Here is a 24,038-nt window from a genome sequence, read left to right as displayed (position 1 = left end):
TCAAGTTTCGTCGAAACGCCGACCCCGAACTTGAGTTGCATCAAGCGACGCCGTATCGAAAATTTTGCTTTCGACGTGTCGGATCGCCGCAACGGCTGCGGCATTGATCGCTTGCGCCGTGCGCGCGCGACCCCGAAGGTGCGCCCCTGTTTCATGAGGGGTTGTTCATGCGTCGTCTTCTGATCTCGTCCGCCGCCATGATGGCGGTGCTGTCCGCCGCGCCCGCGCTGGCGCAAACCTCCGCCCCCGCACAGACAGCCGCGGCCGAAAGCGAGGACGCGCGGCTGAACGCCTTCTTTGAGCAGGCCTTCCAGGCGCGGATCGCGCTTAGCCCGCAGCAGATGACGTCTCTGGGGATCAAGACCGACTACGACAAGCTGGACGATGTGTCGGACGCCGCCGCCGACCGCGCCCTGGCGCTTCAGGAAGCGCAGCTGGCGCAGATGAAGGCCCAGTTCGATCCGCAGAAGCTGGGGCCGCAGGCGGCGCTGTCGTGGCGGATGTTCGAATATGGCGTCCAGCAGGCGCGACTGTCGAACCAGTGGCGCGACTGGGGCTTTCAGTTCGCCGCCAACGGCAATCCGACCACCAGCCTGCCGGTCTTTCTGATCAACAACCACCGGGTCTCCAGCGTGGCCGACGCCGAGGCCTATGTCGCGCGGATCAAGGCCGCCGAGACGCAGATGGATCAGGTGGCCGACGAACTGCGTCAGCGCGCGGCGGCGGGCGTCGTCTCGCCGCGCTTCGTCTTCGCCCCGTCCATCGCCAACACCCGCAACGTCATCACTGGCGCGCCGTTCGACGATGGCGCGGACAATCCGGTCTGGGCCGACTTCACCAAGAAGGTCGAGGCGCTGGAGACGGATCCGGCGACGAAGGACCGGCTGCTGTCGGAAGCCCGCGCCGCCCTGACCGGTCCCTACAAGGCCGGGTTCGAGACCGTGCTGACGGCGCTGGCCGAGGTGCAGCCCAAGGCTGATAGCGACGCGGGCGTGTGGCGACTGCCGCAGGGCGAGGCCTATTACAACGCCCGGCTCCAGCTCTCGACCACCACCGACCTGACCGCCGACCAGATCCATCAGATCGGTCTGGCCGAGGTCGCCCGCATCCAGGCCGAGATGGAGACCATCAAGACCCAGGTTGGCTTCACCGGCTCGCTGCAGGCGTTCTTCACCTTCCTGAAGACCGATCCACGGTTCCAGTATCCGAACACGCCCGAGGGCAAGGAGCAGTATCTGACCGACGCACGCGGCTTCATCGCCCAGGTGATGGCGGCGGCGCCGCAGTGGTTCTCGACCCTGCCCAAGGCGGCGCTGGAGGTGCGGGCGGTGGAGCCGTTCCGCGAGGCGACGGCCTCGATCGCCTTCTACAACTCGCCCGCGCCGGACGGGTCGCGGCCGGGCATCTACTACGTCAATCTGTCGGACATGACCCAGGTGCTGAAGCCCCAGATCGAGGGCATCAGCTATCACGAGGGCGCGCCGGGCCACCACTTCCAGATCGCCTATGCGCAGGAGATCGAGGGCCTGCCGCGCTTCCGCCGGTTCGGCGGCTACGGCGCCTATGCGGAAGGGTGGGGGCTGTACGCCGAACAGTTGGGCAAGGAGATGGCCTTCTATCAGGACCCCTATTCCGATTTCGGCCGGCTCTCGACCGAGCTGTGGCGCGCGGTGCGTCTGGTGACCGACACCGGCCTGCACGCCAAGCGCTGGAGCCGAGAACAGGCGATGGACTATTTCCGCCAGAACTCCCTGCTGTCCGAGCGCGACATCGAAAAGGAAGTCGAGCGCTACATCACCAACCCCGGCCAAGCGACCAGCTACAAGATCGGCGAACTGAAGATCGAGGAACTGCGCGACCGGGCCAGGACGGACTTGGGCGACCGATTCGACATCAAGGACTTCCATGCGGTCGTGCTGGGCTCCGGTTCGGTGCCGCTGGACGTACTGGAGGATCAGGTGGACGGCTGGATTGCGGCGGGCGGCGGGGCCCCGACGGCGTAAACACGCCCTTCTCCCTCCCCGCTCCCGGGAGGGATGTCGCGAAGCGACAGGGTGGGGACGGCCCGGCAGGGACGCACTTGCTGATGCCGGAAGGTATTGCCGAGAACATTCGCCTCGCCGCCCCACCCAGCTTCGCTGCGCTCAGCCACCCTCCCCGGAGCGGGGAGGGAGAGGTCTGGAGTCGGATTTTTCCGACTTTGTGTGTAAGAGCCGCCGCCATGCCCTTTATCGCAACCGTCCTGACCATGTTTCCCGAGGCCTTTCCGGGCCCGCTCGGGGTGTCGCTGATCGGCACGGCCTGGCGCGAGAAGGGCTTGTGGAGCTTGGAAACGGTTGACATTCGCGCCTTTTCCACAGATACGCGCGGCTTCCTGGACGACACCCCTGCGGGTGGCGGCCCGGGAGCTGTGCTGAAGGCGGACGTGGTGGCTCGGGCGGTGGATAGCCTGCCGGGACCGAAACGGCCGCTTTTGTACATGAGCGCCAGGGGTCGACCCCTGACCCAGGCGCGCGTCAAGGAATGGTCGAAAGCCGACGGGATCGTCGTGCTGTGCGGTCGTTTCGAGGGGGTGGATCAGCGGGTGCTGGACGCACGCGGGTTCGAGGAGGTCTCGGTCGGAGACGCAGTTCTCGCCGGCGGCGAGGCGGCGGCGATGGTCGCGATCGAGGCGTGCGTAAGACTGATCCCCGGCGTGCTCGGCTCAGGCGACAGCCTGTCGTCCGAAAGCTTCGAGGATGGGCTCTTGGAACACCCGCAGTACACGCGACCGCGGACGTTCGAGGGCCTTGAGATACCCGAGGTGCTGCTGTCGGGCGATCACAAGAAGATCGCGGGATGGCGCGAGGCGCAGCGGGCGACGACTACGCGGGAGCGGCGGCCGGACCTCTGGCAGGCGCATCTCGCCAACTCACAGCTAAAGGGCGCAAAGCCCGAGGAGAAATGACATGAACATCGTTCAACAGCTGGACGCCGAAGAAAAAGCCCGCGTCCTGGGCGAACGCAAAATCCCGGAATTCCAGCCCGGCGACACCCTGCGCGTCAACGTGAAGATCAAGGAAGGCGAGCGCGAGCGCGTTCAGGCCTTCGAAGGCGTCTGCATCGCCCGTGACGGCGGCGGCATCAGCGAAACCTTCACGGTCCGCAAGATCTCGTTCGGTGAAGGCGTCGAGCGCCGCTTCCCCATCCTGTCGCCGAACATCGAGTCGATCGAAGTGAAGCGCCGCGGCGTCGTGCGTCGTGCCAAGCTCTATTACCTGCGCGATCGTCGCGGCAAGTCGGCCCGTATCGCCGAGCGCCAGACGGTTCGTCCCGCCAAGGGCGTCGTCGTTCCGGAAACCGGTTCGGCCGCCAAGACCGAAGAAGCCTAGTTTCAGGCTAGATGATCAAATGACGAAGGCCCCGGCGGAGACGCCGGGGCCTTTTTCAATTCCGTCAGTCCGACATTACTGTGGGAACAAGGGATTGGCCGCGTCGCGCTGGCCTTCCAGGCTGTGTTTCAGAGCTTCCATCTGCTCATGCTCGGTCTTCACCGCCGCATAGGCCCGCCGGATCGTCTCGCGCGTCGTGGCGGAAATGCCGGTATCTTCCAGCGCCTTTTCATATTTGTTGGCGATGAACCCTTCTCCCGAGTTGATCGAGCCGACGACGGAATCGTCGTTGCGCAGCAGGGCGTGTTTCACATCCAGAAACGCGCGGTGCGCCTTGGCCAGAATCGATCCATCGGACTCGGGATCTCCGCCCAAACCGCGAACGGCGGCCGAGAGGTCGTCGACGACCTGCTGGCGTTCGCTGCTGCGGCGCTCGAACAGGGTGCGGTAGTGCGGGTCTTGCGTCTGTTCGGCGGCTTCGCGATAGCCGTCCGCGCTGTCCAGCGTCGTTTCAATCAGGCCGTTCAGAACCTTGATGTCGTGGGCGTTGGGGTTGCTCATCTAGTCCATTCCTTCCGCTGTTGCGGTCAAACGGCGAAATGGTCCGGCGCGGCGAAGGTTGCCGCCTGCGACATCAAAGTTTGGTGCGAAGCGACCACAGCTCGGGGAAGCAGCGCTTGGTCAGGGTCGAGGCCAGATAGGCGGCGCCTTCCGTTCCGCCCGTGCCGCGACGCCGACCGATGATGCGTTCGACCGTAACGACATGCTTGTGCCGCCAGGTCAGCAGGGCGTCGTCCAGATCGACTAACTTCTCGGCCAGCTGATACAGGACCCACCACCGTTCCGTGTCGCGATAGACCTCCAGCCAGGCCGCCTCGACGGCTTCGGACGGCGCATAGGGCTTGGTCACGTCGCGGTTCAGCACCTCGGCGGGCACCGGCAGACCGGCCTTGGCCAGTTGGGCCAGCGCGTCATCGTAAAGGCTGGGCGCAGCGATGGCGGCCTGAAGCGCGGCCAGTGCCTCGGGGCGGTCTTCGTGGAACTTCAGGAAGCTGGCGTCCTTCAGGCCCAGCATGGCTTCGAAACGTCGGAACTGGTCGCTCTGGAAGCCGGACGATGACCCCAACGACCCTCGGAACCGCAGATAGTCCGACGGCGTCATCGTCGACAGAATGTCCCAGCTGTGGGTCATCACCGCCTGGATGCGGCTCACGCGCGCCAGACTCTTGTAGGCCGGAACCAGATCGCCGGAGCGCACCATAGACTGGGCGAGAGCCGTCTCATGCAGGATCTGCTTGAGCCACAGTTCCTTGGTCTGGTGGATGACGACGAACAGCATTTCGTCGTGCTGGTCCGACAGCGGATGCTGGGTCGAAAGCAGGTCGTCCAACGCCAGATAGCCGGCGTAGGTGATGTCGCTGGATTGGGTCATGCCCGCCTATCGCCCGCGATGGCGGGCGGTGCAAGCTTAGTGCTGGCCTTGGGCCGAGACGTTGGCGGCGATCTGACGGCCGGCGTCGAAGGCGTCGCGGGCGCCTTTATAGATGAAGCCGTAGGTCGGATAGACGGTCGTGCCCAAGTCGTTGATCGGGTTGTACCAGACCTTGACCTGCGACCAGTCGTTGGAGGGCGAGACGTCGACGACGGTGACGTTCTCTTCGACCTTGCCGCGGCTGCCGCCCCAGTTGGCGTGGGTCACGCGCACGACGCGGTCGGTCAGGATGTCGGAGACGACGGCGACGTGGCCTCGGCTCATGCGGCCTTCGGGGCGGAAGACCAGAACCGAGCCGGTTTCCGGGGCCTTGCCGGTGCGGAAGTTGGCGGCGGCCTGACGCCACCAGGTCCAAGCGTCGCCGAAGATGTTGATGCCAGAGAACATGCGCGCGAATGTCACGCACTGCCAGTAGGGCTCATCAGCCTTTGCGGTGGAGGGAACGGCGCCCAGCGCAAAAAAACCGAGGGTCGCCGCAACCGCGGCGGCTTTGAGCCGTTTTGACATGCTTGGGGTATCCCGACCCGCCTTTGGAAGCGCCCTTTAGGCCACGGGATCACGCCCTGTCGCAAGTTGTTTCGGCATATCGCCGTGCTTCATATTTCCTTCTGAAACCTTGTTGTGACGCTTGGCGCGCTTGTCGGCCATGTCTCTCAGAGCCTTACGGGCCGGGCGTTCGACCAGATGATAGGAAACGGCGGCGACAACCGGCAAAAGGGCCAGGATCGCCAACCACACGAAAATTTGAAGCTGCTTGTCCGGCGCGTCGAACAGTTTCGCGGCCAGACCGACCGCCAGAAGCTTCCACGGCACGCAGACCATATAGACCGAATAGCTGATCTCGCCGAGGTAGACGGCAGGCTTCGACGCCAGCCATCCGGCGCGCGCGTTGGGCAAAGAGGCTAGCGACAGGATCAGTGCGCCGGCCAGCAGAACCGTGACGCCGTCCCATAGTCCGAGTGCGGCGCTGAGCACCATCAGGCCGAACGAGACGGCGGCGCACAGCCACGGCGCCTTCAACGGCGCGCGGCGATAAACGAGATAGAGGGCGCAGCCCAGGGCGAAGCACGGCACGATCCTGAGCGCGCCCCAGCGGATCGTCGCCTCGGTCAAGGCGAAGCCGGCCAGTTGCTCGAACGCGAAATAGAGGATGACGAGGAAGGCCGCAGCCCCGACCACCGCCGCGATCGGTCGATGACGCAGGTGCCAGAACACGAAGGCGAACAGCGGGAAGCACAGATAGGCGAACCACTCCGCAGAGATGGACCACGACGGATGGTTCCAGCCCGCGACCGGCGCCAGCCCCCAGGCGTGAACCATGAAGAGGTTGGCGGGCAGCGACGCCCAACTCAGCACATTGGCGTCCACGCTTATACCGGCGAAAAGGGCGGCGGCTGCCAGCAGCCCCACGCCGATCAGGGTGGCGATATGCAGCGGATAGACGCGCGCGATCCGCGCCCACAGGAAGCCGCGATACGAGAACCGCTTCTCGCCCGCCGCCGCCAGATAGACGTGGCTGAGGATGAAGCCGGACAGGACGAAGAAAAGCTCGACACCCAGATAGCCCTTGGCGACCAGGCCCGACTGACCCGCGCCCGCAAGATTTTCCCAGAAGCTGTAGACGGCGACCCACATGGCCGCGCCGAAGCGCAGGGCGGTGATGGGGCGAAGGTCGGCGGGCGTCTGGACGGGGGTCATGGTCTCACCTTGGCACGTCAGCCTTTTCGAACCATGAAGGCCCGCAAAGGTTGTGCCCGTTCGGCCCTACCCTGCCCACACGCCGTGGAAGCCGGCCGGCAGGGCCACGTCCGCCTGCCAGGTCGCGACCGGGCCGTCCTCGATCCGCGCCACGTCGAAGACATGCAGTTCCGTCCGCCCGTCCTTCAGATTGACCGACGGTCCGACCAGCCAGGCGTCGCGTTCCGCCGTCGCGCCGGGCTTGGGCACGAAGACCGCCTCCTCGACCACCTGATGCACGCCGAACTCGAAGGCGTGCGAGCGACCGCTGTCCCAATCGTGGACCGCCAGTCCCGTCGGCAGCGGACGGCCTCGAGTTTCACCGGAGGTATGGGCGGTCAGGCTGCGCTTCAGCCCCGCACGACGCGGGTCCGCTTTCGGGAATTCGCCCACGACATCGCTATAGGCCATGTCGGCGCGGCCATCTGGACGCAGGGTGATCAAAGCCAGTTTCGCCGGATCGCCCGGAACGACCCCATGCCCGTCCACCAGAACCCGCGCGCCATCGACCGCGAAGCGAGGATCGCCGCTGGCGGCGACATCGAAGCGGATCGTGCCGTCGCGCTCAGCCCAGGCGTCACCCAGGTGGAAATGGAAGAAGCCCGGCAACTCATACAGGCGGCGTTTGCTCAGGTCGTCCTTGTCCAGCACCAGGACCTGCGTCCCCGTCTCGGGTCGCCAGGCCAGGCCGGAGGTCACGGGCATGGCGCGGGTCGCGAACATCCAGGGCTGAAGCACCAGGATCACGTGTCGGTCGGTGGCGGTGAAGTCGTGCATATAGCTGGCGCGCGGCAGGGGCACGACCTGGGCGTCGCTCAGGCTGCGATCCGGGCGCAGATGCCAGATGACGGCCTGACCGCCCGCCGACCCCACGTTCCAGATCGAGCCGTCGGGGGCGTAGCGCGGATGGGCCTGAAACGGCATGCCTTTCAGGTCATCGCGCAGGGTGACGAAGTCGCGCGTCGACAGGTCCGACGCCGACAGGGCCAGTGGCGATCCCGCCTCCCACAGCGCCCAGACCTGATCGCCGGCGACCATGACGGCGGTGTTGGCGGCATTGGCGTCGTCGTTCGAGCCGATGCGGGCGCGGTCGTCGCCTTTGGTGCCGAAGCCCGGCGTGACCACGGCGCCCAATTCCGTTTCGGTGCGGCGCTTGGGCGTGTCGGCGAACCGCGCCTCCAGCGTCGCCTGGCCGTCCTTGATGCGGAAGGCGCGCATCATGCCGTCGCCGTCGAACCAATGGGTCGCCGACCCGCCCGGCCGCCGGAACTTGGCCGGTCCGTTGCGATAGAGCGCGCCCTGCAGCCCGATCGGCGCCCGGCCGTGGACCAAGCGCATCGTCCGGCGCGCGATGTCGCCTTCGACGTCCTGGGTCGCCAGCGCCCAGTCGGCCTTCGTCGCGGCGACGGCGTCCAGGGCAGCGGCGGCGCGCACCATTTCGGGCGTGGCCACGGCGGCCGAGAGGGCGGCGGCGCCCATCAGGAAAGAACGGCGTGAGGGGGTCATGATCGAGCTCCGGCTTTCGTCGCTTACTTCAGGTCGATCGACTGGGTCGTCGCGCCGGCGGCGGTGAACTTGGCGCGTTCCCAAGACGCCGGTCCCATGTTGCCGACGGCGTTGTTGGAAAAGGCGAAGGGCTCGACCGGCATGCCGAAGGGATTGGTGTTCATCTTGCCGTCGCCGTTCAAATCGTGGAAGGCGCGCACGGCATAGTCGCCGTCGGGCAGGCCGTCGAAGGTGACGCTAGTCTGGCCGGCGGCGGCATCCAGCATGGCGACCTGGGCCGGCTGGCCCTCGCCCCCATAGTTGGCCTCGCTGTTGAAGACGGCGACCATGATCTGGCCTTGGGGCGCCGCGCTCGGGAAGGCGACGGTCAGGTCGGCGGCGAAGGCGGGCGCGGCTGTCAGGGCGGCGGCGAGAGCGAGGACGGGAGCGATGGCGGCGACAGTCTTCATGACGGCGTATCCTGTGTCGGTGAGAGGACCGACGACCGGCCCTCAATGACCGGACCGTGCCGTCGTCCCCTGCCCTTCACCACCGCGCTTGCGGCGATGAACGGCCGCCGTTCGCGAATGCACAGCCATGGGCGTTGGCGAAGCGCGAAGGAACACTTCGAACGCATCGTGTCCGTGCCTCAAAAAAAAAGGCCCGGAACCTGAGTTCCGGGCCTTGGTCTCTTCGTGCTCGCGACGAGGAACTAGTCCAGCGTGCGCTTGATCTCTTCGACCGTGAAGCACTCGATGTAGTCGCCTTCCTTGATGTCCTGGAAGCCTTGGAACTGCATGCCGCATTCCTGGCCGGCCGTGACCTCGTTGACCTCGTCCTTGAAGCGCTTGAGCGTGTTGAGCGTGCCCAGCTCCAGCACCACGACGTCGTCGCGGATGATGCGGACGCGCGCGCCCTTGCGAACCACGCCTTCCGACACCCGGCAACCGGCGATCTTGCCGATCTTGGAGATGTCGAACACCTGGAGGACAGCGGCGTTGCCCAGGAAGGTTTCGCGCTGCAGCGGCGCCAGCATGCCGGACAGCACGCCTTTGATGTCGTCCAGCAGGTCGTAGATGATCGAATAGTAGCGGATTTCGACGCCTTCGCGTTCGGCCAGATCGCGCGCCTGTTTCGAAGCCCGGACGTTGAAGCCGAGGATCGGCGCACCGGCCGACTTGGCCAAGTTGACGTCGCTCTCGGTGATGCCGCCGGCGCCGGAATAGACCGTGCGGGCGCGAACCTCGTCGGTGCTCATCTTGTCCAGCGAACCCATGATGGCTTCGGCCGAACCCTGCACGTCCGCCTTGATGACGACCGGCAGTTCCGAGGCCTTCTTGGAGCCCAGCTTGGCCATCATGTCGACCAGCGAGACCGAGCCGCCCGAAACCTGGGCCTTCTCGCGCTTCACCCGCTGACGGTATTCGGTCAGCTCGCGGGCGCGGGCTTCGGATTCCACCACGGCGAAGACGTCGCCCGGCGAGGGCGCCTCGTCCAGGCCGAGGATCTCGACCGGAACCGACGGACCGGCTTCGGTCAGCTGCTCGTTGCGCTCGTTCAGCAAGGCGCGAACCTTGCCCCACGACCCGCCGGCGACGACGATGTCGCCGCGCTTCAGCGTGCCGCGCTTGACCAGGACGGTGCCGACCGGACCGCGACCCTTGTCCAGCTTGGCCTCGATGACCACGCCCTCGGCCGAGCGATCGGCGTTGGCGCGCAGGTCCATGACCTCGGCCTGGATCAGGATGGCTTCCAACAGGCCGTCGAGGTTCATCCGCTCCTTGGCCGAGACCTCGATGATCTGGGTCTCGCCACCCAGGCTTTCGGCGATGACTTCGTACTGCAGCAGCTCGTTGACGACCTTCTGCGACGTCGCGCCGGGCTTATCCATCTTGTTGACCGCCACGATCAGGGGCGCGTTGGCCGCCTTGGCGTGTTGGATGGCTTCGATGGTCTGCGGCATGACGCCGTCGTCGGCGGCGACGACCAGAACCACGATGTCGGTCACATTGGCGCCGCGCGCCCGCATGGCCGAGAAGGCGGCGTGGCCCGGGGTGTCCAGGAAGGTGACCTTCTGGTCGTCCGGCAGGCGAACCTGATAGGCGCCGATGTGCTGGGTGATGCCGCCGGCTTCGCCGCCTGCGACGTCGGTCGTGCGCAGGGCGTCAAGCAGCGAGGTCTTGCCGTGGTCGACGTGGCCCATGATGGCCACGACCGGCGCGCGGGTGTCGGAGGCGTCGGCATCGTCGGCCTCGCCCAGGAAGCCGGTTTCGATGTCGGATTCCGAGACGCGCTTGACGGCCATGCCGAACTCTTCGGCCACCAGTTCGGCGGTGTCGGAATCGATCACGTCGTTGATCTTCATCATCAGGCCCTGCTTCATCAGGAACTTGATGATGTCGACGCCGCGCACGGCCATCCGGTTGGACAGCTCCTGCACGGTGATGACGTCGGGAATAACGACTTCACGCGGACGGTTGGGCGCATCGGTCGAGCCGCCCTTGCGCTTTTCCTTCTCACGTTCGCGAGCGCGGCGGACCGAGGCCAGCGAGCGCATCCGCTCGGCGGCGTCGCCGTCGCCGACCACAGACTGGATGGTCATGCGGCCTTCGCGGCGCTTGGGCTCGCCGCGCGTGCGGCTGACGGCCTTGCCGGCGTCGGAGAAACGCTTCTCGCGATCGTCGTCACGACCGGCCGGACGACCGAAGCCGGCGCCGGGCGCACGAGCCGGACGCAGAACATTGGCCTCGGCCGGCGGGGCGTTCGGGGTCGGACGACCGCCAGGGCCGGTGCGCGCGCCGCCGGGACGGGCGGCGCCCGGCGCCGGACGCGGATTCAGGGCCGAATAGCGGACGGGCTCGGCCGGCTTGGCGCCTTGCGGACGTTGACCGCCAGGGCCCGAACGGGCGCCCTGCGGACGGTCGCCTTGCGGGCGATCGCTCTGGGGGCGGTCCGAATAGGCGCGATCGCCGCCGCCCATCGCCTGCTCGCGGGCCGAACGGCCGCCGAAGGCCGGACGCTCGGGCGCGGCGCGTTGGGGATTGCCGGGCTTGGGCACACGTTGGCCGAAGTTGACCACCGGGCGGGCCGGAGCGGCCGGACGGGCGGGCGCAGCCGGGGCCGGAGGCGCCGGGGTCGGCGCGACAGGCGCAGGCGCGGCTGCGACGGGCGCGGCCGGCTTGGGTGCGGGCTTGGCCGGGGCGGCGGGCGCAGCGGCCGTCAGCTTGGCGGCTTCGGCGCGTGCAGCTTCTGCGGCGGCCTTGGCGGCGGCGGCTTCGTCACGTGCGGCCTGGGCGGCGCGTTCGGTGGCGGCGGCCTGTTCGCGGGCTGCGGCGTCTGCGGCGGCCTTGGCGGCGGCGGCGGCGTCAGCCTTGGCGGCGTTCGCTTGCGTGGCCAGGGCGATGGCGCGACGGCGGGCTTCCTGCTCCTCGGCCGACAGGGCGCCGCCGGCGGGTTGCGACGGACGCGGACCTTGCGGACGCGGCGCCTGAGCAGCCTGTTGAGGACGTGCGACATCGAAGCCCTGCGGACGTTGCGGTCCGCCGGCGCCGGCGCGGCGCTTGGTCTCGACCACCACCGTCTTGGATCGGCCATGGCTGAAGCTCTGCTTCACGGTGCCGGTCGGCACCGATCCCACAACGCGCGGCTTCAGGCTCAGCGGAGCGCGCGGCCCCGTCTGGGACGGCGTGCCGCCCGTGTTGCCTTGGCCTTGGTTGGTCTTGTCGTTTTCGTCGATCATCCGGTCGCTTTACTCGGGGCGGAAAGGCCCGCCGTCCTCATCTAATACCCATGAACGACCGTGAGCCCGTCTCCGCCCTTGGAGACAGGCCCTCGGCCGCTAAAATCCTCAGCTCGCCCCTGTCGGGGGTGCTCCCGCCGATCCGTCCTCGACACTGGAAACGTCCCAGTGAGGGGGGCGAAGCGGCCGAAATCCAGCCAGTCGTTCGACCTCGATGGTCCACCGATCGGCGCGTCCGCCCGCAAGCAGGACGGCGTGTATCGCATTTTCCAGCCCAAGGGCCAAACTCAAATCGTCCGCCGTGAACGCGCCGCAGATCTTGGCGGTCTGATGACGGGCCAGGGCGAGGATCTTTCCGCGCCCGTCGGCCGAGCCATCGGCGGCTTCCAGCACCCAGGCGGCCTTGCCCGCACGCAGGCTCGCCGCGGTTTTCTCGAAGCCGGATATAAGAACGCCTTCGCGCCGGGCAAGACCCAGCTGGTCGAGACAGCGCCTTGCCAGCAGCCGTTCGACGACATCGGCCAGGTCGGCCGGGGCGGTCAATTTGGTCTTGGCCGCGCGGGTGAAGCCGTTCTTCTTGACCGCCGCCTCGACCGAGGCGCGGCTGGCTTCGACCCACAGGCCGCGTCCGGGCAGCTTCCTGCCCAGGTCGGGGACCACCTGGCCATCGGGCCCGGCGACGAAACGGATCAGGCGAGATTCGTCCATGACCTCGTGAGAGACGAGGTCCCGGCGTTCCCTATCGATCGTTGCGTCGCGCAAGCTCATATGTGGCCAGGTCTCCCATCACGCGTTCGACGGTTCGGCGTCGGACTCTTCGCCCTCAGCCGTGTCGTCTTCGGCAGGCGCGTCGCCGAACACCTGGTCCGGATCGTATTCGCCCTCGGCGTAGTCGCCCTCTTCTTCGTACTCTTCCGGCTCGGGCTGCGGCAGTTCCGAAGCGTCGATCCAGCCGGCGGCCACGCGCGCCTGCAGGATCAGCAGCTCGGCGTCTTCTTGCGCCAGATTGAAGCTTTCCAGCACGCCGGGGACCTTCACCCGCTCGCCGTTCTTGACCTCATAGCCGCCGCGGATTTCGTCGGTGGCCAGGTCGGCCAGATCCTCGACCGTCTTAACGCCGCCTTCGCCCAGGGCGACGGCGATGGGCAGGGTGACGCCCGGCACCTGAAGCACGCCGTCCTCGACGCCCAGTTCGACGCGCTTGGCGTCCAGCTCGGCGGCCTTCTTATCCAGATATTCGCGGGCGCGGGCCTGAAGCTCTTCAGCGGTCTCTTCGTCGAAGCCTTCGATCTCGGAGACTTCGTACGGATCGACGTAGGCCAGGTCTTCGACCGTGGCGAAGCCTTCGGTGACCAGGAGCTGGGCGATGACTTCGTCGACGTCCAGGGCTTCCTGGAACAGTCCGGTGCGCTCGGCGAACTCGCGCTGACGACGCTCGGAGTCCTGAGCCTCGGTGATGATGTCGATCTGCCAGCCGGTCAGTTGCGAGGCCAGGCGGACGTTCTGGCCGCGACGGCCGATGGCCAGCGACAGCTGCTCGTCCGGCACGACCACTTCGACGCGACCGGCTTCTTCGTCCAGCACGACCTTGGAGACTTCGGCGGGGGCCAGGGCGTTGACGATGAAGGTCGGCTCGTCCGGATTCCACTGGATGATGTCGATCTTCTCGCCCTGCAGTTCGGCGACGACCGCCTGAACGCGCGAGCCGCGCATGCCGACGCAGGCGCCGACGGGATCGATAGAGCTGTCGTTCGACAGGACGGCCATCTTGGCGCGCGAACCCGAGTCACGGGCGGCGGCGCGGATCTCGATCACGCCGTCATAAACTTCCGGCACTTCCTGGGCGAACAGCTTGGCCATGAAGCCGGGGTGGGCGCGCGACAGCATGACCTGCGGCCCCTTGGCCTCGGGCCGGACGTCGTAGATATAGGTGCGGATCCGGTCGCCGATGTTGAACACTTCGCGCGGGATGGACTGGTCGCGGCGCATGACGCCTTCGCCCCGGCCCAGGTCGACGATGGTGTTGCCGTATTCGACGCGCTTGACCGTACCGTTGACGATCTCGCCGACGCGATCCTTGAACTCTTCGTACTGGTTGGCGCGCTCGGCCTCGCGGACCTTACCGGTCACGACCTGGCGGGCCATCTGGGTTTGCACCCGACCGAATTCGAACGGCGGCAGGTTCTCGACGTATTCCTTGCCGACCACCGCCTCCGGATCGCGCTTGGAGGCGTCCTTCAGGCGCACCATGGCGCTGTCGTTGAACTCTTCCAGCTCGTCTTCCGGCATCCAGTCGTCCTCGACGATGGTGACGTGACGGGTCAGCGACAGCTCGCCGGTCTTGTGGTCGATCTTGGCGCGGATATCGTGGTGCGCGCCGTAGCGCGACTTGGCGCCCTTCTGGATCGCTTCTTCGATCGCCTCGATGACGATTTCGCGCTCGATGTTCTTCTCGCGGGCGACGGCCTCGGCGATCTGCAGCAGTTCGAGGCGGTTGGCGGAAATACCGGTGACGGCCATCAGGCGTTGTCCTCAGAAGGGGTCGTGGTGTCGGTTGTCAGGTCGGAGGCTTCCCCTTCGGGTAGGCCGTCGTCTTCGGGTTCGCCGCGTGCGGCGCGAATGGCGGCGCCCCGTTTCATCAGGGCGTCGGTCAGGACCAGCTTCGCGTCGCTCAGCCAGTCGAAGGGGATCAGCGCGGTGTCGTCCTCGCCGTCCAGGTCGATCAGGACGTTGCCGTCTTCATAGCCGGCCAGCACGCCCTTGAACCGCTTGCGGCCCTCGATCATCCGGTCCGTTTCCAGACGCGCCTCCTCGCCCTCGAACAGGTCGAAGTCGATGGGACGGGTCAAGGGCCGGTCGATGCCGGGCGACGACACCTCCAGCATATATTCGCCGGGGATGGGGTCGGCGGCGTCGAACACTTCCGACACCGCGCGGCTCAGCTTGGCGCATTGTTCGACCGAGATGTCGTGGTCGGACGGCCGCTCGGCCATGATCTGAAGGCGCTGGCGCTTGGAGCCGGTCATCAGGCGCACGCGCACGACGTCCAGGCCCAACGACTCCGCGATGGGGTCGATCAGGTCCAGCAGTTGGCGATCCTGGGCGGTTCTTGCGCGCAAGCGACGAATATCCAAAACAAAAGCGGCGGTCCGTCCGGGCCGCCGCTTGGAACGACGCCGTTGGACGCCGGTCTAACGATGTGAGCGCCATATAGGCCAACCGAAAGAGGTTGTCAGCCCCCCGCGATCAAACGCGCCGTCAGCGCGGCCCCAGATAGTCGCGCTTGCCGATCTCGACGCCCGCCGCGCGCAACAGGGCGTAGGTCATGGTGACGTGGAAAAAGAAGTTCGGCAGCGCAAACCCCGTCAGATAATCGACGCCGTTGAACTCGTGCTGCCCGCCAGGGAATTTCAGCACCACTTCGCGCGTCTCGGCGCCCTCGAAGGCATCGCGGGGCACGCTTTCGATATAGGCGATGGACAGAGCGATGGTGGCCTTCAGCTCGGCGAACGACGCTTCGGTATCGTCCGTCTTGGGCCAGTCCTGTCCGACCAGCCGGGCGACGCAGGCCCGCGCCGAAAACGCCGCCGTGCGCACCTGGGCTGGGAACGGGTTCATGTCCGGGGCGAGACGCGCCTCCATCAGGGCCGCCTCATCGAACCCCTGGGCAAGCGCCTTGTCGAGCAAGGCCGACAGATTGTTCAGCGTACGCACGAAGACGGGCGCCGAGGCGTCGTAGATCGAAAAGGCCATGGAGGTCAGGTCCGGTTGGAACGACCCCTTAGCTGCTAATCGACGCGCCGATATTCAAGGAAGACCGGGGTCGTGTCGCCAAGCTTCTTTTCTTCGTAGCGGGTCACGACGTGATCGGCAGGCGGGACGAACCAGTCCTGATCCGCGGAGCCGATCCGCTCCAGTCCCGGCGTGCGGTTCAGCCGCTCCAGCGCCCATTCGGCGTAGTCCAGCCAATCGGTGACGAAGCGCAGGGTCCCGCCAGGCTTCAGGATGCGGGCGAAGGCCTGGGCCGTCTCGTCCTGCAATAGACGGCGTTTGTTGTGGCGCGCCTTGTGCCACGGGTCGGGGAACAGGATCAGCACCCGATCGACCGAAGCGTCCGGAAGGGCGTCGACCAGGTCGCGCGCGTCGTCGGCATGGATGCGGACGTTCTTCAGTCCGCCCTCTTCCACGTGACGCAGGGCCGAGGCGACCCCGTTCAGGAAGGGCTCGCAGCCGATCACCAGGGCGTCGGGCCGCGTCGCCGCCTGGGCGGCCATATGCTCGCCGCCGCCGAAGCCGATCTCCAGCCAGACCTCGGTCGCCTCGGGCATCATCGTCTTGGGGTCCAGCGGCCCGGCCTTGGGATCGGGCACGGCGATCTCGGGCAGCAGGGTCTCCATCAATGCCGCCTGGCGGGGCTTAATGGGGCGGGCCTTGATGCGGCCGAACGATCGCAGCGGGCGGTCGAGATGCGGGTTTTCGTCCTCGGGATGGTCATCGGCGTTCATGCGTCTGCCGTTAGCCGTCGCCGGCCAAAGCGTCCAGAACTAGCGTCCAGAAGACGAACGCCGAAACCTTTTGACGGTCGCGGCCGAACGCCCTTCTATGCCGATCACAAGCGGCGTCGGGGCTGACGCTTCGCGGGAGAGGGATTTCGATGATCGGACATCATCTGCGGGGCGTCAGCCTCGCGGCCATTACATGCGCCGTGCTGGGCCTGTCGGCCTGCGCCACCACCAGCTCGACCCCTGATGATACGGCCGCGAAACCGTCGAAGGAGCGGACCTTGGCCGCCGGTCTGGATCCCGCGACGACGCTGGATCCCTATCCCTCCACCTATCAGCCCCTGCCGCGCGAGAACTTCGCCGTGGTCGGCGCAACCGTCCTGACCGGCACGGATCGCAAGATCGAGAACGGCGTGGTCGTGGTCACTGACGGCAAGATCGACGCCGTCGGTGACGCCTCGACCCCCGTCCCTTCCGGCTATCGCGTCGTCGAGGCGCGCGGCCGCTATGTCACCCCCGGCGTCATCGACGTGCACAGCCACCTGGGCGTCTATCCGTCTCCCGGCGTCTCGGGCATGAGCGACGGCAACGAGGCGACCAGCCCGAACACCGCCCAGGTCTGGGCCGAACATTCGCTCTGGCCCCAGGACCCTGGTTTCAACACCGCCCGCGCCGGCGGCGTGACCACGCTTCACATCCTGCCCGGCTCGGCCAATCTGTTCGGCGGCCGGGGCGTCACGATCCGAAACGTCCCCTCGATCACCATGCAAGGCCTGAAGTTCCCGGCCGCGCCCTATACGGTCAAGATGGCCTGCGGCGAGAACCCGTCGCGCGTCTATGGCGGCCGCAACCAGAGCCCGGCGACGGGCATGGGCAATATGGCCGGCTATCGCGCCGCCTTCATCGCCGCGCGCGACTACAAGGCCAAGTGGGACAAGTGGCGCGAGGACGGCGAAGGCGCCGCCCCGACCCGCAACCTGCAGAACGAAACCCTGATGGGCGTTCTGGACGGCTCGATCCTGATCCAGAACCACTGCTACCGCGCCGACGAGATGGCCCTGATGATGGATATGGCCAAGGAGTTCGGCTACCGGATCACGACCTTCCACCACGCGACGGAGGCCTACAAGCTGGCGCCGCAACTGGCCGCCAACGGCATCTGTGCGGCCATGTGGACCGGCTGGTGGGGCTTCAAGATGGAGGCCTTGGACGCCATCGAGGAGAACGCCGCACTGGTCGACGCCCAGCAGGGATCGTGCGCCGTCATCCACTCCGACGACGCCGAACTGACCCAGCGGTTGAACCAGGAGGCCGCCGCCGCCCTGTCGGCCGGTCGCCGCGCCGGGCTGAACATTTCCGAAGAACACGCCATCGGCTGGATCACCTCCAACGCCGCCAAGGCCATCGGCATCGCCGACCAGACCGGGTCGCTGGAGCCCGGCAAGCGCGCCGACGTGGTGATCTGGAGCGCCGATCCCTTTTCGATCTACGCCCGCGCCGATCAGGTCTTCATCGACGGCGCCCTGACCTTTGATCGCAGCAATCCCGCCTATCAACCGACCAGCGACTTTGAACTGGGTCAGCCGGGATACGGCCTGACCGCCGCCAACGTCACGGAAGGAGCCCGCTGATGCGCCTGTCTCACATCCTCGCGGGCGCCGCTGCGGCCCTGTCTCTCGCCGCCCCTGCGATGGCGCAGGAAACCGTCGCCATTGTCGGCGGGCGCATCCTGACCGGCGACTCCGTGATCGAAAACGGCACGGTCGTGATCCGCGACGGCAAGATCGTCTCGGTGGGCTCGGGCGGCGCGCCGTCCGGCGCCCGCGTCATCGACGCGGCGGGCAAGACGGTCGCGCCCGGTTTCGTCGCTGTGGATTCCGGCCTGGCTGGGACCGAGGTCGGCTCGGTCAGCGGCACCAACGAACTGCGCAACAGCGCCAATACCCTCAGCGCCGCCTTCGACATCTCCTACGGCCTGGATCCCTGGTCCTTCACCCTGCCGGTCGCGCGGTTGGGCGGCATCACTCGAGCCATCGTCGTGCCCCAGCATCCCGGCTCGTCCGGCGGCCATGTGCATGAGGACGAGACGGCCGGCGCCGGGGACGGCGGCTATCAGACGCCGGGCCTGTTCGCGGGTCAGGCGGCGATCATCAATCTGGGCCAGGGATCCAACATTCTGGTCAAGCCGCGCGTGGCCATGGTCGCCCCGTTCGGCGAAGCGGGCGCCGACATCGCCGGCGGCGCGCGCGGGGCGCAGTTCGTCCTGTTCAAGGAGACGCTGTCGGAGGTCCGCCTCTACGCCCGCAACAAGTCGGCCTATGAGCGGGCGGGCCTGCGTGACCTCAGCCTGTCGCGCGCCGATCTCGAGGCTCTGATCCCCGTCGCCAACGGGACCATGCCGCTGATCGTCACCGTCCACCGCGCCTCGGACATTCAGCAAGTGCTGCGCCTGGCTCGCGAGGAAGGGATCAAGCTGATCCTGGACGGCGCCGAGGAAGGCTGGCTGGTCGCCGGCGACATCGCCGCCGCCGGCGTGCCGGTGCTGCTGAACCCCATCTCCAACCTGCCCAGCGATTTCGAGATGCGGGCGGCGCGGGCGGAGAATGCGGCGGCCCTGAATGCGGCGGGCGTCTTGATCGCCATCAAGGGCAATGAGGGTTCGACCCACCGCGCCCGCGAGGCCCGCTACAACGCCGGCAACGCTGTCTCGCACGGCCTGCCCTACGGCGCCGCCATCGCCGCCCTGACGGTCAATCCGGCCAGGATTTTCGGCATGGCCGGTCAGTTCGGTCAGATCGCACCGGGCGCGGCAGGCGATGTCGTGGTCTGGTCCGGCGATCCGCTGGAGCCGCTGAGCCAGCCGTCGGCCGTCTTCGTCAATGGCGTCGAACAGCCCCTGACCAGCCGCCCGCTGATGTTGCGCGACCGCTATCGCCAGCAGACGCCAATGCCGCCGGCGTATCGCAACTGAGGACCACTTTGGTCTGAACGGAAAGGGCGGGGCCGCACGGTCCCGCCCTTTTTGGTTGGGGCGCTGTGCGAACTCAGTATGCTGGGCCTCAAGTAGCGCGAAGCGCGATAGGCCCAACCAAGTATGCCCACCGTGCTCTACATCGACGCCGACGCCTGCCCCGTGAAGGAAGAGGTGTATCGCGTCGCGCGTCGCTATGGGCTGAAGACCTACGTCGTCTCCAACACCTGGATGCAGGTTCCGCGCGAGGCGCTGATCGAACAGGTGGTGGTGGACGCCGGCCCCGACATCGCCGACGACTGGATCGCTGAGCGGGCGGGCGTAGGCGACGTGGTCATCACCGCCGACATACCTTTGGCGGACCGCTGTCTGAAGTCGGGCGCACTGGCGCTGAAGTCGAACGGCCAGCCCTTCACCCCGGACTCCATCGGCTCGGCCCTTGCCGGACGGATGGTGGGCGAGCATCTGCGGTCAATGGGCGTAGCGACATCCGGTCCGCCGCCGTTCTCGGCCGCTGACCGTTCGCGCTTCTTGCAAGCGCTGGACCAGGCCGTGGTCAAGGCGCGCAAGGCGGCGACATGACCACCGTCATCCCCGAGGACGAGCTGGAGTTTCACTTCTACCGCGCGGGCGGTCCGGGCGGGCAGAACGTCAACAAGGTCTCGACCGCCGTCCAGATGCGGTTCGACGTGAAGAACACGCCGTCCCTGACCGAGCCGGTCAAGGTGCGGCTGATGAAGCTGGCCGGCAGCCGGCTGACGCTGGAAGGGGTGATCCTGATCACCGCCGTGCGTCATCGCACCCAGGAGCGCAATCGCGCCGACGCCATCGAACGGCTTCAGGCCATGGTCGATGAGGCCTCGATCCGTCCTGTCTATCGCGTGCCGACCCGGCCGACCAAGGCGTCAAAGGAACGCCGCCTCAAGGCCAAGACGACCCGCGCCTCGATCAAGTCGGGGCGCGGCAAGCCTTCGCTGGATTGACGGTCAGCGCTCGGCCGGGCGGAACAGCAGGGCGGCGATCTTGTCCTCGGCGTCGAAGCCGATCAGCCATTCGGTGACCTGATTGTCGAAGGTGACCTTAAACATCTGGGCCTCGCCTTCCTGTTTGACGTATTCGACCGTCTTGACGGCGCCGAAGCCCTTGATCAGCGGAACCACCTGGGCCTCCTGCTGACGGATCTGGGTTCCGAGACCCGTCGTGAAATCCGAATAGTCGAAGCCGGTCCCCTGGGCGCCGGCGATCACGGCGCGCAGCGCCTCTTCCGAACGGACGATGTCGGGAGCCTGGGCGGCGGACGCCGTTGCGGGCGCAGCGGCGGGACGGGCTTGAGGCGCTGCGGCTTGAGCCGGGCGGTCGAAGCCGTTCGGCACGGCGCCGGCGGCGGCCTGAGCCAAGGCGGGCACGGGCGCCAGCAGCACGGCGGCGGCGATAGCGGTCTTCATCAAGGTCGGCTTCATAGCGAAAGCTCCGGTCAGGTCAGATAGGGCCAGAGCGAAAGGCCCAGGGCCGCCAAAGCCGCGATGACCGCGACCGTGACTGAAGCCGTCACCCAAGCCGGAGTTCCCGACTTTTCGATGACCACCGCCGCCGGGCGCGGCGGCTCCTGAACCAGGCGCGAGATGGCGCGCGCGGCGGCGATCATTTCGTTGATCGCATCACGCGCCTGTGCCTGCGGTCCCAGCTCGCGGCGGATCCAGCGTTCGACCACCGGCTGGGCGGCCTTCCACAGATCGTGATCGGGTTGCAGCCGGCGCGCCACGCCCTCGACCGAGACCATGGTCTTTTGCAGCAGGATCAGTTCGGGCCGCAGCCGCATGTCGAACAGGGCGGTGATCTCGAACAACTGGCCCAGGAGCCGGCCCATCGACACCTGGCTGGCGGCGCGGCCGATCACCGGCTCGCCGACCGCGCGCAGAGCCTGGGCGAAAGTCTCTACCGAATGGTGCGGCGGGACGTAGCCGGCCTCGAAATGCACGCGCGAAATCCGGTCGTAGTCGCGGCTGATGAAGCCCCACAGGATCTCGGCCAGATAGCGCCGCTCGGCCGGGCCCAATCGCCCGACGATGCCGAAATCGATCGCCGTCAGATGGGCAGGCGCGCTGGCGAACAGATTGCCCTCGTGCAGGTCGGCGTGGAACACCCCATGGTCCAACGCTTGGACCAGGAAGGCGCGCACGACATTGTCGGCCAACTGATCCTTGTCCAGTCCGGGCAGGTCCAGCAGCGCCGGATCCGTCATGGGCACGCCTTGCGCCCACTCCAGCGTCAGCACGCGCTTGCCCACCCCGTCCCAGATCACGGCCGGCGCGGACATATATCCGTCCTTGGCCAACACCTCGGCCATCTCGCTGGCGGCGGCGGCTTCCAGCCGCATGTCCAACTCAAGATCCAGCGAGTTGGCGATGGTTTCGACAAAGGCGGACGGCTCCAGACGCCGCGCCATCGGCACAAGCCGCCAGACCAGCCGGGCGGCCAGACGCATCGAATCCAGGCCATTGGCGACCCGCCGCTCGACCCCCGGCCGCAGCACCTTGACCGCGACGGCCCGCCCATCGGCCAGGGTCGCGCGGTGCGCCTGGGCCAGGGAGGCGGCGGCGACCGGCGGGCTGAGGTCGATGAACAGGCTTTCGGCCGGACGACCCAGCGATTTCTCGATCTCGCGACGCGCCTCTTCCAGAGAGAACGGCGGCAGGGCGTCCTTCAACCGGCCAAGATCGCGCGCGAACTCCAGCCCGAAGATATCGGCGCGCGTCGCCAGGACCTGACCCAGCTTGATCGCCACGGGGCCCAGATGCTCGAACGCCTTGCCCAGCCTCTGGCCCGGCCGCCCCTGACGCCCGGCCCGACCTGAGAAGAGTTGCACGAACCGGGCGAACGGCCGCGTCCAGGCCGGCAGCAGATGGGTCACCTCGCGCGGGATCAGGGCGTCATGACGCGCCAGGACCCACAGCCAGCCCAGCAGGCGCAGGAAGGACGCAACCGGGTTCTGGACCGCGACCGTCGCGGGCGGCGGCGGGGCCGTGCGATAGATCCGGCTGGTCAGATCGCCCACCCGTGATGGATGGCGGCGATCCCGCCCGACAGATTGGTGACGGACACGCGGCGGAAGCCAGCGTCCTCGATCATGCCCTTGAACGTATTCTGATCGGGGAACCGACGGATGCTCTCGACCAGATACTGATAGCTGTCGCGATCCTTGGCGACCCAGCCGCCGATGCGCGGAATGGCGTGGAAGGACCAGGCGTCATAGACCTTGCGGATCGGCGTGGTGGTGGGGCGCGAGAACTCCAGGCACAGGAACCGACCGCCCGGCTTCAGCACCCGGCGCGCCTCGGCCAAGGCCTTGTCGATATGGGCCACGTTGCGGATGCCGAAACTGATCGAATAGGCGTCGACCGAGGCGTCTGGCAGCGGCAGGTTCATGGCGTCGCCGACGCTCCACTGCATCTCCGGTTCGCCGCCTTTGTGGACGCCCGCCAGGATCATCTCGGCGTTGTAGTCCAGCACGATGACATTGGCGTCCTCGCCGCCGCGCCGCTCCTGGGCTGCGCGCGCCATCTTGGAATAGCGACGCGCCATGTCGCCGGTGCCGCCCGCGACGTCCAGAATGGTCTCGCCCGGACGCGGGTTCAGCTTGGCGGCGGCGATGTCCTTCCAGATGCGGTGGACGCCGACGCTCATCAGGTCGTTCATCACATCGTAGTTGGAGGCGACGGAATCGAAGACCCCGCGCACCATTTTGACCTTCTCGCGCGCATCCACGTCGCGAAAGCCGAAGGAGGAACGATCACCCGACGAATGCGGGCCGTGGGAGGAGGCGTCGGTCATAGTCGTCGTCTAGCGCGTCGCAGCGCCCCCGTCATCCGATGAGACACTCGATCAGGCCGCTTCGGGCTGCGGCAGTTTCAAATCCTTCATCACGTCGCGCATCAGGCCGTAACAGCCGCACGAGGCCGCCTCCAGGCCGTCGCGATCCAGCACCTTCACACAGCCGCGCCCACGCTGGATCAGAGACTTGCGCTCCAGCACCGTGCCGACCTCCGACACCGTGGCGCGACGCACGCCCAGCATGCCGGCGATATCGGCTTGGGTCAGATCGATCCGATCGTCCTCGGCCCGGTCGTGGAGCATCAGCAGCCAGCGGGCCAACCGTTCGTCCAGCCGATGCTGGGCGTTGCAGGCGGCCGCCTGTTGTACCTGCGCCATCAAGCCTTCGGTGAAGCGCGACAGGGCTGAGCGCAGAGTCTCGCTGTCTTCCAGCGCCTCGCCGAACACCTCGGCCGAGCAATGGGCCGCTATCCCGTCGCGTTGGGAAATGGCCCGACTGGCGGCGCGGGCGTTGAACGGTCCGCAGGTCACGCCGATCAGGCCTTCGCGCCCTATGGCGGCCGTCTCCACCATCTTGTCATCCGGCAGGATGGTCATCAGCGACACCACGCCCTTGATCGGAAACCACACCTGATCGACCGCCTCGCCGGCGTCATAGAGCATCTGGCCGCGTGTGATCTCGCGCTCTTTCAAATGCGGTTCGATCCGCTTGCGGTCGGCCGCATCCAGGGCGGCGATCCAGAGATTTTCCATCCTAACCCCGCTGGCGACCGATGACGCCGAAGAGCGACGATCGCTGCTCGCTCAATGCACAAGCTTGACCATGGGTTCCCTGGACGGATCCGCGCGGCTTCGCCGCTTGCCGCCATCCATCAGGCGCCCTACGCAAAATGGAAAAAGAGGAAACGCG

At 67.0% G+C, this 24,038-nt stretch carries 23 protein-coding genes; 7 read left to right on the top strand and 16 right to left on the bottom strand.

Annotation, left to right across the window (positions count from 1 at the left end; translation table 11 throughout):
- Window positions 1-167: 167 nt before the first annotated feature.
- The 3 genes from A4249_RS14050 (at window position 168) to rplS (ending at window position 3,371) form a co-directional block, all read left to right on the top strand.
- A complete protein-coding gene (locus tag A4249_RS14050; RefSeq protein ID WP_066553726.1) occupies window positions 168-2,003 on the top strand; it encodes a DUF885 domain-containing protein in 1,836 nt (611 codons plus the stop codon).
- 218 nt (window positions 2,004-2,221) lie between these two features.
- Complete coding sequence (gene trmD, locus A4249_RS14045) at window positions 2,222-2,947, top strand: tRNA (guanosine(37)-N1)-methyltransferase TrmD (RefSeq protein WP_066553724.1); 726 nt, start codon at window positions 2,222-2,224, stop codon at window positions 2,945-2,947.
- Between the two features lies 1 nt (window position 2,948).
- Window positions 2,949-3,371, top strand: a complete 423-nt coding sequence (rplS, locus tag A4249_RS14040; protein WP_017505017.1) for a 50S ribosomal protein L19 — start codon at window positions 2,949-2,951, stop codon at window positions 3,369-3,371.
- A 75-nt stretch (window positions 3,372-3,446) separates the two neighbouring features.
- Here rplS and A4249_RS14035 read toward each other — a convergent pair whose 3' ends face one another.
- The 12 genes from A4249_RS14035 to trmB form a co-directional block, all read right to left on the bottom strand.
- Window positions 3,447-3,932 carry a PA2169 family four-helix-bundle protein gene (locus A4249_RS14035; RefSeq protein ID WP_039247171.1) on the bottom strand — a complete coding sequence of 162 codons (486 nt, stop codon included), beginning with the start codon at window positions 3,930-3,932 and terminating at the stop codon, window positions 3,447-3,449.
- A gap of 73 nt (window positions 3,933-4,005) precedes the next feature.
- On the bottom strand, window positions 4,006-4,803 hold the full coding sequence (locus A4249_RS14030) for a tryptophan 2,3-dioxygenase (RefSeq protein WP_066553722.1): 798 nt from the start codon (window positions 4,801-4,803) through the stop codon (window positions 4,006-4,008).
- Between the two features lie 36 nt (window positions 4,804-4,839).
- On the bottom strand, window positions 4,840-5,370 hold the full coding sequence (locus A4249_RS14025) for a CHAP domain-containing protein (RefSeq protein ID WP_055809437.1): 531 nt from the start codon (window positions 5,368-5,370) through the stop codon (window positions 4,840-4,842).
- A 36-nt stretch (window positions 5,371-5,406) separates the two neighbouring features.
- A complete protein-coding gene (locus tag A4249_RS14020; RefSeq protein WP_066553719.1) occupies window positions 5,407-6,561 on the bottom strand; it encodes an acyltransferase family protein in 1,155 nt (384 codons plus the stop codon).
- Between the two features lie 66 nt (window positions 6,562-6,627).
- Window positions 6,628-8,106: a carotenoid oxygenase family protein gene (locus A4249_RS14015; RefSeq protein ID WP_066553717.1), complete on the bottom strand. Its 1,479-nt coding sequence runs from the start codon at window positions 8,104-8,106 to the stop codon at window positions 6,628-6,630.
- Window positions 8,107-8,129: 23 nt separating this feature from the next.
- Complete coding sequence (locus A4249_RS14010) at window positions 8,130-8,555, bottom strand: DUF2141 domain-containing protein (RefSeq protein ID WP_066553715.1); 426 nt, start codon at window positions 8,553-8,555, stop codon at window positions 8,130-8,132.
- Window positions 8,556-8,797: 242 nt separating this feature from the next.
- A complete protein-coding gene (gene infB, locus A4249_RS14005; protein ID WP_066553713.1) occupies window positions 8,798-11,824 on the bottom strand; it encodes a translation initiation factor IF-2 in 3,027 nt (1,008 codons plus the stop codon).
- Between the two features lie 108 nt (window positions 11,825-11,932).
- Entirely contained in the window at window positions 11,933-12,592 is a 660-nt protein-coding gene (locus A4249_RS14000) for an RNA-binding protein (RefSeq protein WP_039247141.1), read from the bottom strand.
- A gap of 18 nt (window positions 12,593-12,610) precedes the next feature.
- A complete protein-coding gene (gene nusA, locus A4249_RS13995; protein ID WP_066553711.1) occupies window positions 12,611-14,344 on the bottom strand; it encodes a transcription termination factor NusA in 1,734 nt (577 codons plus the stop codon).
- Window positions 14,344-14,943, bottom strand: a complete 600-nt coding sequence (gene rimP / locus A4249_RS13990) for a ribosome maturation factor RimP (protein ID WP_066555243.1) — start codon at window positions 14,941-14,943, stop codon at window positions 14,344-14,346. Before rimP ends, nusA begins: the two co-directional genes overlap by 1 nt.
- A 139-nt stretch (window positions 14,944-15,082) precedes the next feature.
- Entirely contained in the window at window positions 15,083-15,577 is a 495-nt protein-coding gene (locus A4249_RS13985) for a DUF1993 domain-containing protein (protein WP_066553704.1), read from the bottom strand.
- 35 nt (window positions 15,578-15,612) lie between these two features.
- On the bottom strand, window positions 15,613-16,329 hold the full coding sequence (gene trmB / locus A4249_RS13980) for a tRNA (guanosine(46)-N7)-methyltransferase TrmB (protein ID WP_066553702.1): 717 nt from the start codon (window positions 16,327-16,329) through the stop codon (window positions 15,613-15,615).
- Between the two features lie 149 nt (window positions 16,330-16,478).
- Between trmB and A4249_RS13975 the strand changes: the two genes are divergently transcribed.
- The 4 genes from A4249_RS13975 to arfB all read left to right on the top strand — a co-directional run bounded on the left by A4249_RS13975 (window position 16,479) and on the right by arfB (window position 20,280).
- The gene (locus A4249_RS13975) at window positions 16,479-17,957 is read left to right on the top strand and encodes an amidohydrolase (protein ID WP_066553699.1); all 1,479 of its coding nucleotides are present in this window, start codon (window positions 16,479-16,481) and stop codon (window positions 17,955-17,957) included.
- A complete protein-coding gene (locus tag A4249_RS13970; RefSeq protein WP_066553698.1) occupies window positions 17,957-19,297 on the top strand; it encodes an amidohydrolase family protein in 1,341 nt (446 codons plus the stop codon). Before A4249_RS13975 ends, A4249_RS13970 begins: the two co-directional genes overlap by 1 nt.
- Window positions 19,298-19,420: 123 nt before the next feature.
- Window positions 19,421-19,879: a YaiI/YqxD family protein gene (locus A4249_RS13965; protein ID WP_066553696.1), complete on the top strand. Its 459-nt coding sequence runs from the start codon at window positions 19,421-19,423 to the stop codon at window positions 19,877-19,879.
- Entirely contained in the window at window positions 19,876-20,280 is a 405-nt protein-coding gene (arfB, locus tag A4249_RS13960; RefSeq protein WP_066553693.1) for an alternative ribosome rescue aminoacyl-tRNA hydrolase ArfB, read from the top strand. Before A4249_RS13965 ends, arfB begins: the two co-directional genes overlap by 4 nt.
- Before the next feature lie 3 nt (window positions 20,281-20,283).
- Here arfB and A4249_RS13955 read toward each other — a convergent pair whose 3' ends face one another.
- The 4 genes from A4249_RS13955 to A4249_RS13940 are packed head-to-tail and all read right to left on the bottom strand — an operon-like array spanning window position 20,284 to window position 23,881.
- Entirely contained in the window at window positions 20,284-20,742 is a 459-nt protein-coding gene (locus A4249_RS13955) for a hypothetical protein (protein ID WP_231868714.1), read from the bottom strand.
- Between the two features lie 29 nt (window positions 20,743-20,771).
- Window positions 20,772-22,352 (bottom strand): 2-polyprenylphenol 6-hydroxylase, encoded by a 1,581-nt coding sequence (gene ubiB / locus A4249_RS13950; RefSeq protein ID WP_066553687.1) that lies wholly within the window; start codon window positions 22,350-22,352, stop codon window positions 20,772-20,774.
- Window positions 22,340-23,128, bottom strand: a complete 789-nt coding sequence (locus tag A4249_RS13945) for a class I SAM-dependent methyltransferase (protein WP_066553684.1) — start codon at window positions 23,126-23,128, stop codon at window positions 22,340-22,342. Before A4249_RS13945 ends, ubiB begins: the two co-directional genes overlap by 13 nt.
- Window positions 23,129-23,179: 51 nt before the next feature.
- Window positions 23,180-23,881: a Crp/Fnr family transcriptional regulator gene (locus A4249_RS13940; RefSeq protein WP_066553682.1), complete on the bottom strand. Its 702-nt coding sequence runs from the start codon at window positions 23,879-23,881 to the stop codon at window positions 23,180-23,182.
- Between the last annotated feature and the right edge of the window lie 157 nt (window positions 23,882-24,038).

The sequence above is a fragment of the Brevundimonas sp. GW460-12-10-14-LB2 genome, from assembly GCF_001636925.1.
Taxonomy (GTDB): Bacteria; Pseudomonadota; Alphaproteobacteria; order Caulobacterales; family Caulobacteraceae; genus Brevundimonas; species Brevundimonas vesicularis.
The sequence above is the reverse complement of the archived record's forward strand: the minus strand, read 5'-3'. Positions and strand labels throughout refer to the sequence as shown.

Excerpts from the sequence above, each read along its gene's own strand:
- A4249_RS13955 (WP_231868714.1), bottom strand. The coding sequence starts at position 20,742 with ATGAAGACCGCTATCGCCGCCGCCGTGCTGCTGGCGCCCGTGCCCGCC.
- A4249_RS14025 (WP_055809437.1), bottom strand. The coding sequence starts at position 5,370 with ATGTCAAAACGGCTCAAAGCCGCCGCGGTTGCGGCGACCCTCGGTTTT.
- nusA (WP_066553711.1), bottom strand. The coding sequence starts at position 14,344 with ATGGCCGTCACCGGTATTTCCGCCAACCGCCTCGAACTGCTGCAGATC.
- A4249_RS14020 (WP_066553719.1), bottom strand. The coding sequence starts at position 6,561 with ATGACCCCCGTCCAGACGCCCGCCGACCTTCGCCCCATCACCGCCCTG.
- A4249_RS14000 (WP_039247141.1), bottom strand. The coding sequence starts at position 12,592 with ATGAGCTTGCGCGACGCAACGATCGATAGGGAACGCCGGGACCTCGTC.
- A4249_RS13965 (WP_066553696.1), top strand. The coding sequence starts at position 19,421 with ATGCCCACCGTGCTCTACATCGACGCCGACGCCTGCCCCGTGAAGGAA.
- infB (WP_066553713.1), bottom strand. The coding sequence starts at position 11,824 with ATGATCGACGAAAACGACAAGACCAACCAAGGCCAAGGCAACACGGGC.
- A4249_RS13940 (WP_066553682.1), bottom strand. The coding sequence starts at position 23,881 with ATGGAAAATCTCTGGATCGCCGCCCTGGATGCGGCCGACCGCAAGCGG.
- A4249_RS14015 (WP_066553717.1), bottom strand. The coding sequence starts at position 8,106 with ATGACCCCCTCACGCCGTTCTTTCCTGATGGGCGCCGCCGCCCTCTCG.
- trmB (WP_066553702.1), bottom strand. The coding sequence starts at position 16,329 with ATGAACGCCGATGACCATCCCGAGGACGAAAACCCGCATCTCGACCGC.
- A4249_RS14030 (WP_066553722.1), bottom strand. The coding sequence starts at position 4,803 with ATGACCCAATCCAGCGACATCACCTACGCCGGCTATCTGGCGTTGGAC.
- A4249_RS14050 (WP_066553726.1), top strand. The coding sequence starts at position 168 with ATGCGTCGTCTTCTGATCTCGTCCGCCGCCATGATGGCGGTGCTGTCC.
- A4249_RS14010 (WP_066553715.1), bottom strand. The coding sequence starts at position 8,555 with ATGAAGACTGTCGCCGCCATCGCTCCCGTCCTCGCTCTCGCCGCCGCC.
- A4249_RS13970 (WP_066553698.1), top strand. The coding sequence starts at position 17,957 with ATGCGCCTGTCTCACATCCTCGCGGGCGCCGCTGCGGCCCTGTCTCTC.
- A4249_RS13985 (WP_066553704.1), bottom strand. The coding sequence starts at position 15,577 with ATGGCCTTTTCGATCTACGACGCCTCGGCGCCCGTCTTCGTGCGTACG.
- rplS (WP_017505017.1), top strand. The coding sequence starts at position 2,949 with ATGAACATCGTTCAACAGCTGGACGCCGAAGAAAAAGCCCGCGTCCTG.
- A4249_RS14035 (WP_039247171.1), bottom strand. The coding sequence starts at position 3,932 with ATGAGCAACCCCAACGCCCACGACATCAAGGTTCTGAACGGCCTGATT.
- arfB (WP_066553693.1), top strand. The coding sequence starts at position 19,876 with ATGACCACCGTCATCCCCGAGGACGAGCTGGAGTTTCACTTCTACCGC.
- A4249_RS13975 (WP_066553699.1), top strand. The coding sequence starts at position 16,479 with ATGATCGGACATCATCTGCGGGGCGTCAGCCTCGCGGCCATTACATGC.
- trmD (WP_066553724.1), top strand. The coding sequence starts at position 2,222 with ATGCCCTTTATCGCAACCGTCCTGACCATGTTTCCCGAGGCCTTTCCG.
- A4249_RS13945 (WP_066553684.1), bottom strand. The coding sequence starts at position 23,128 with ATGACCGACGCCTCCTCCCACGGCCCGCATTCGTCGGGTGATCGTTCC.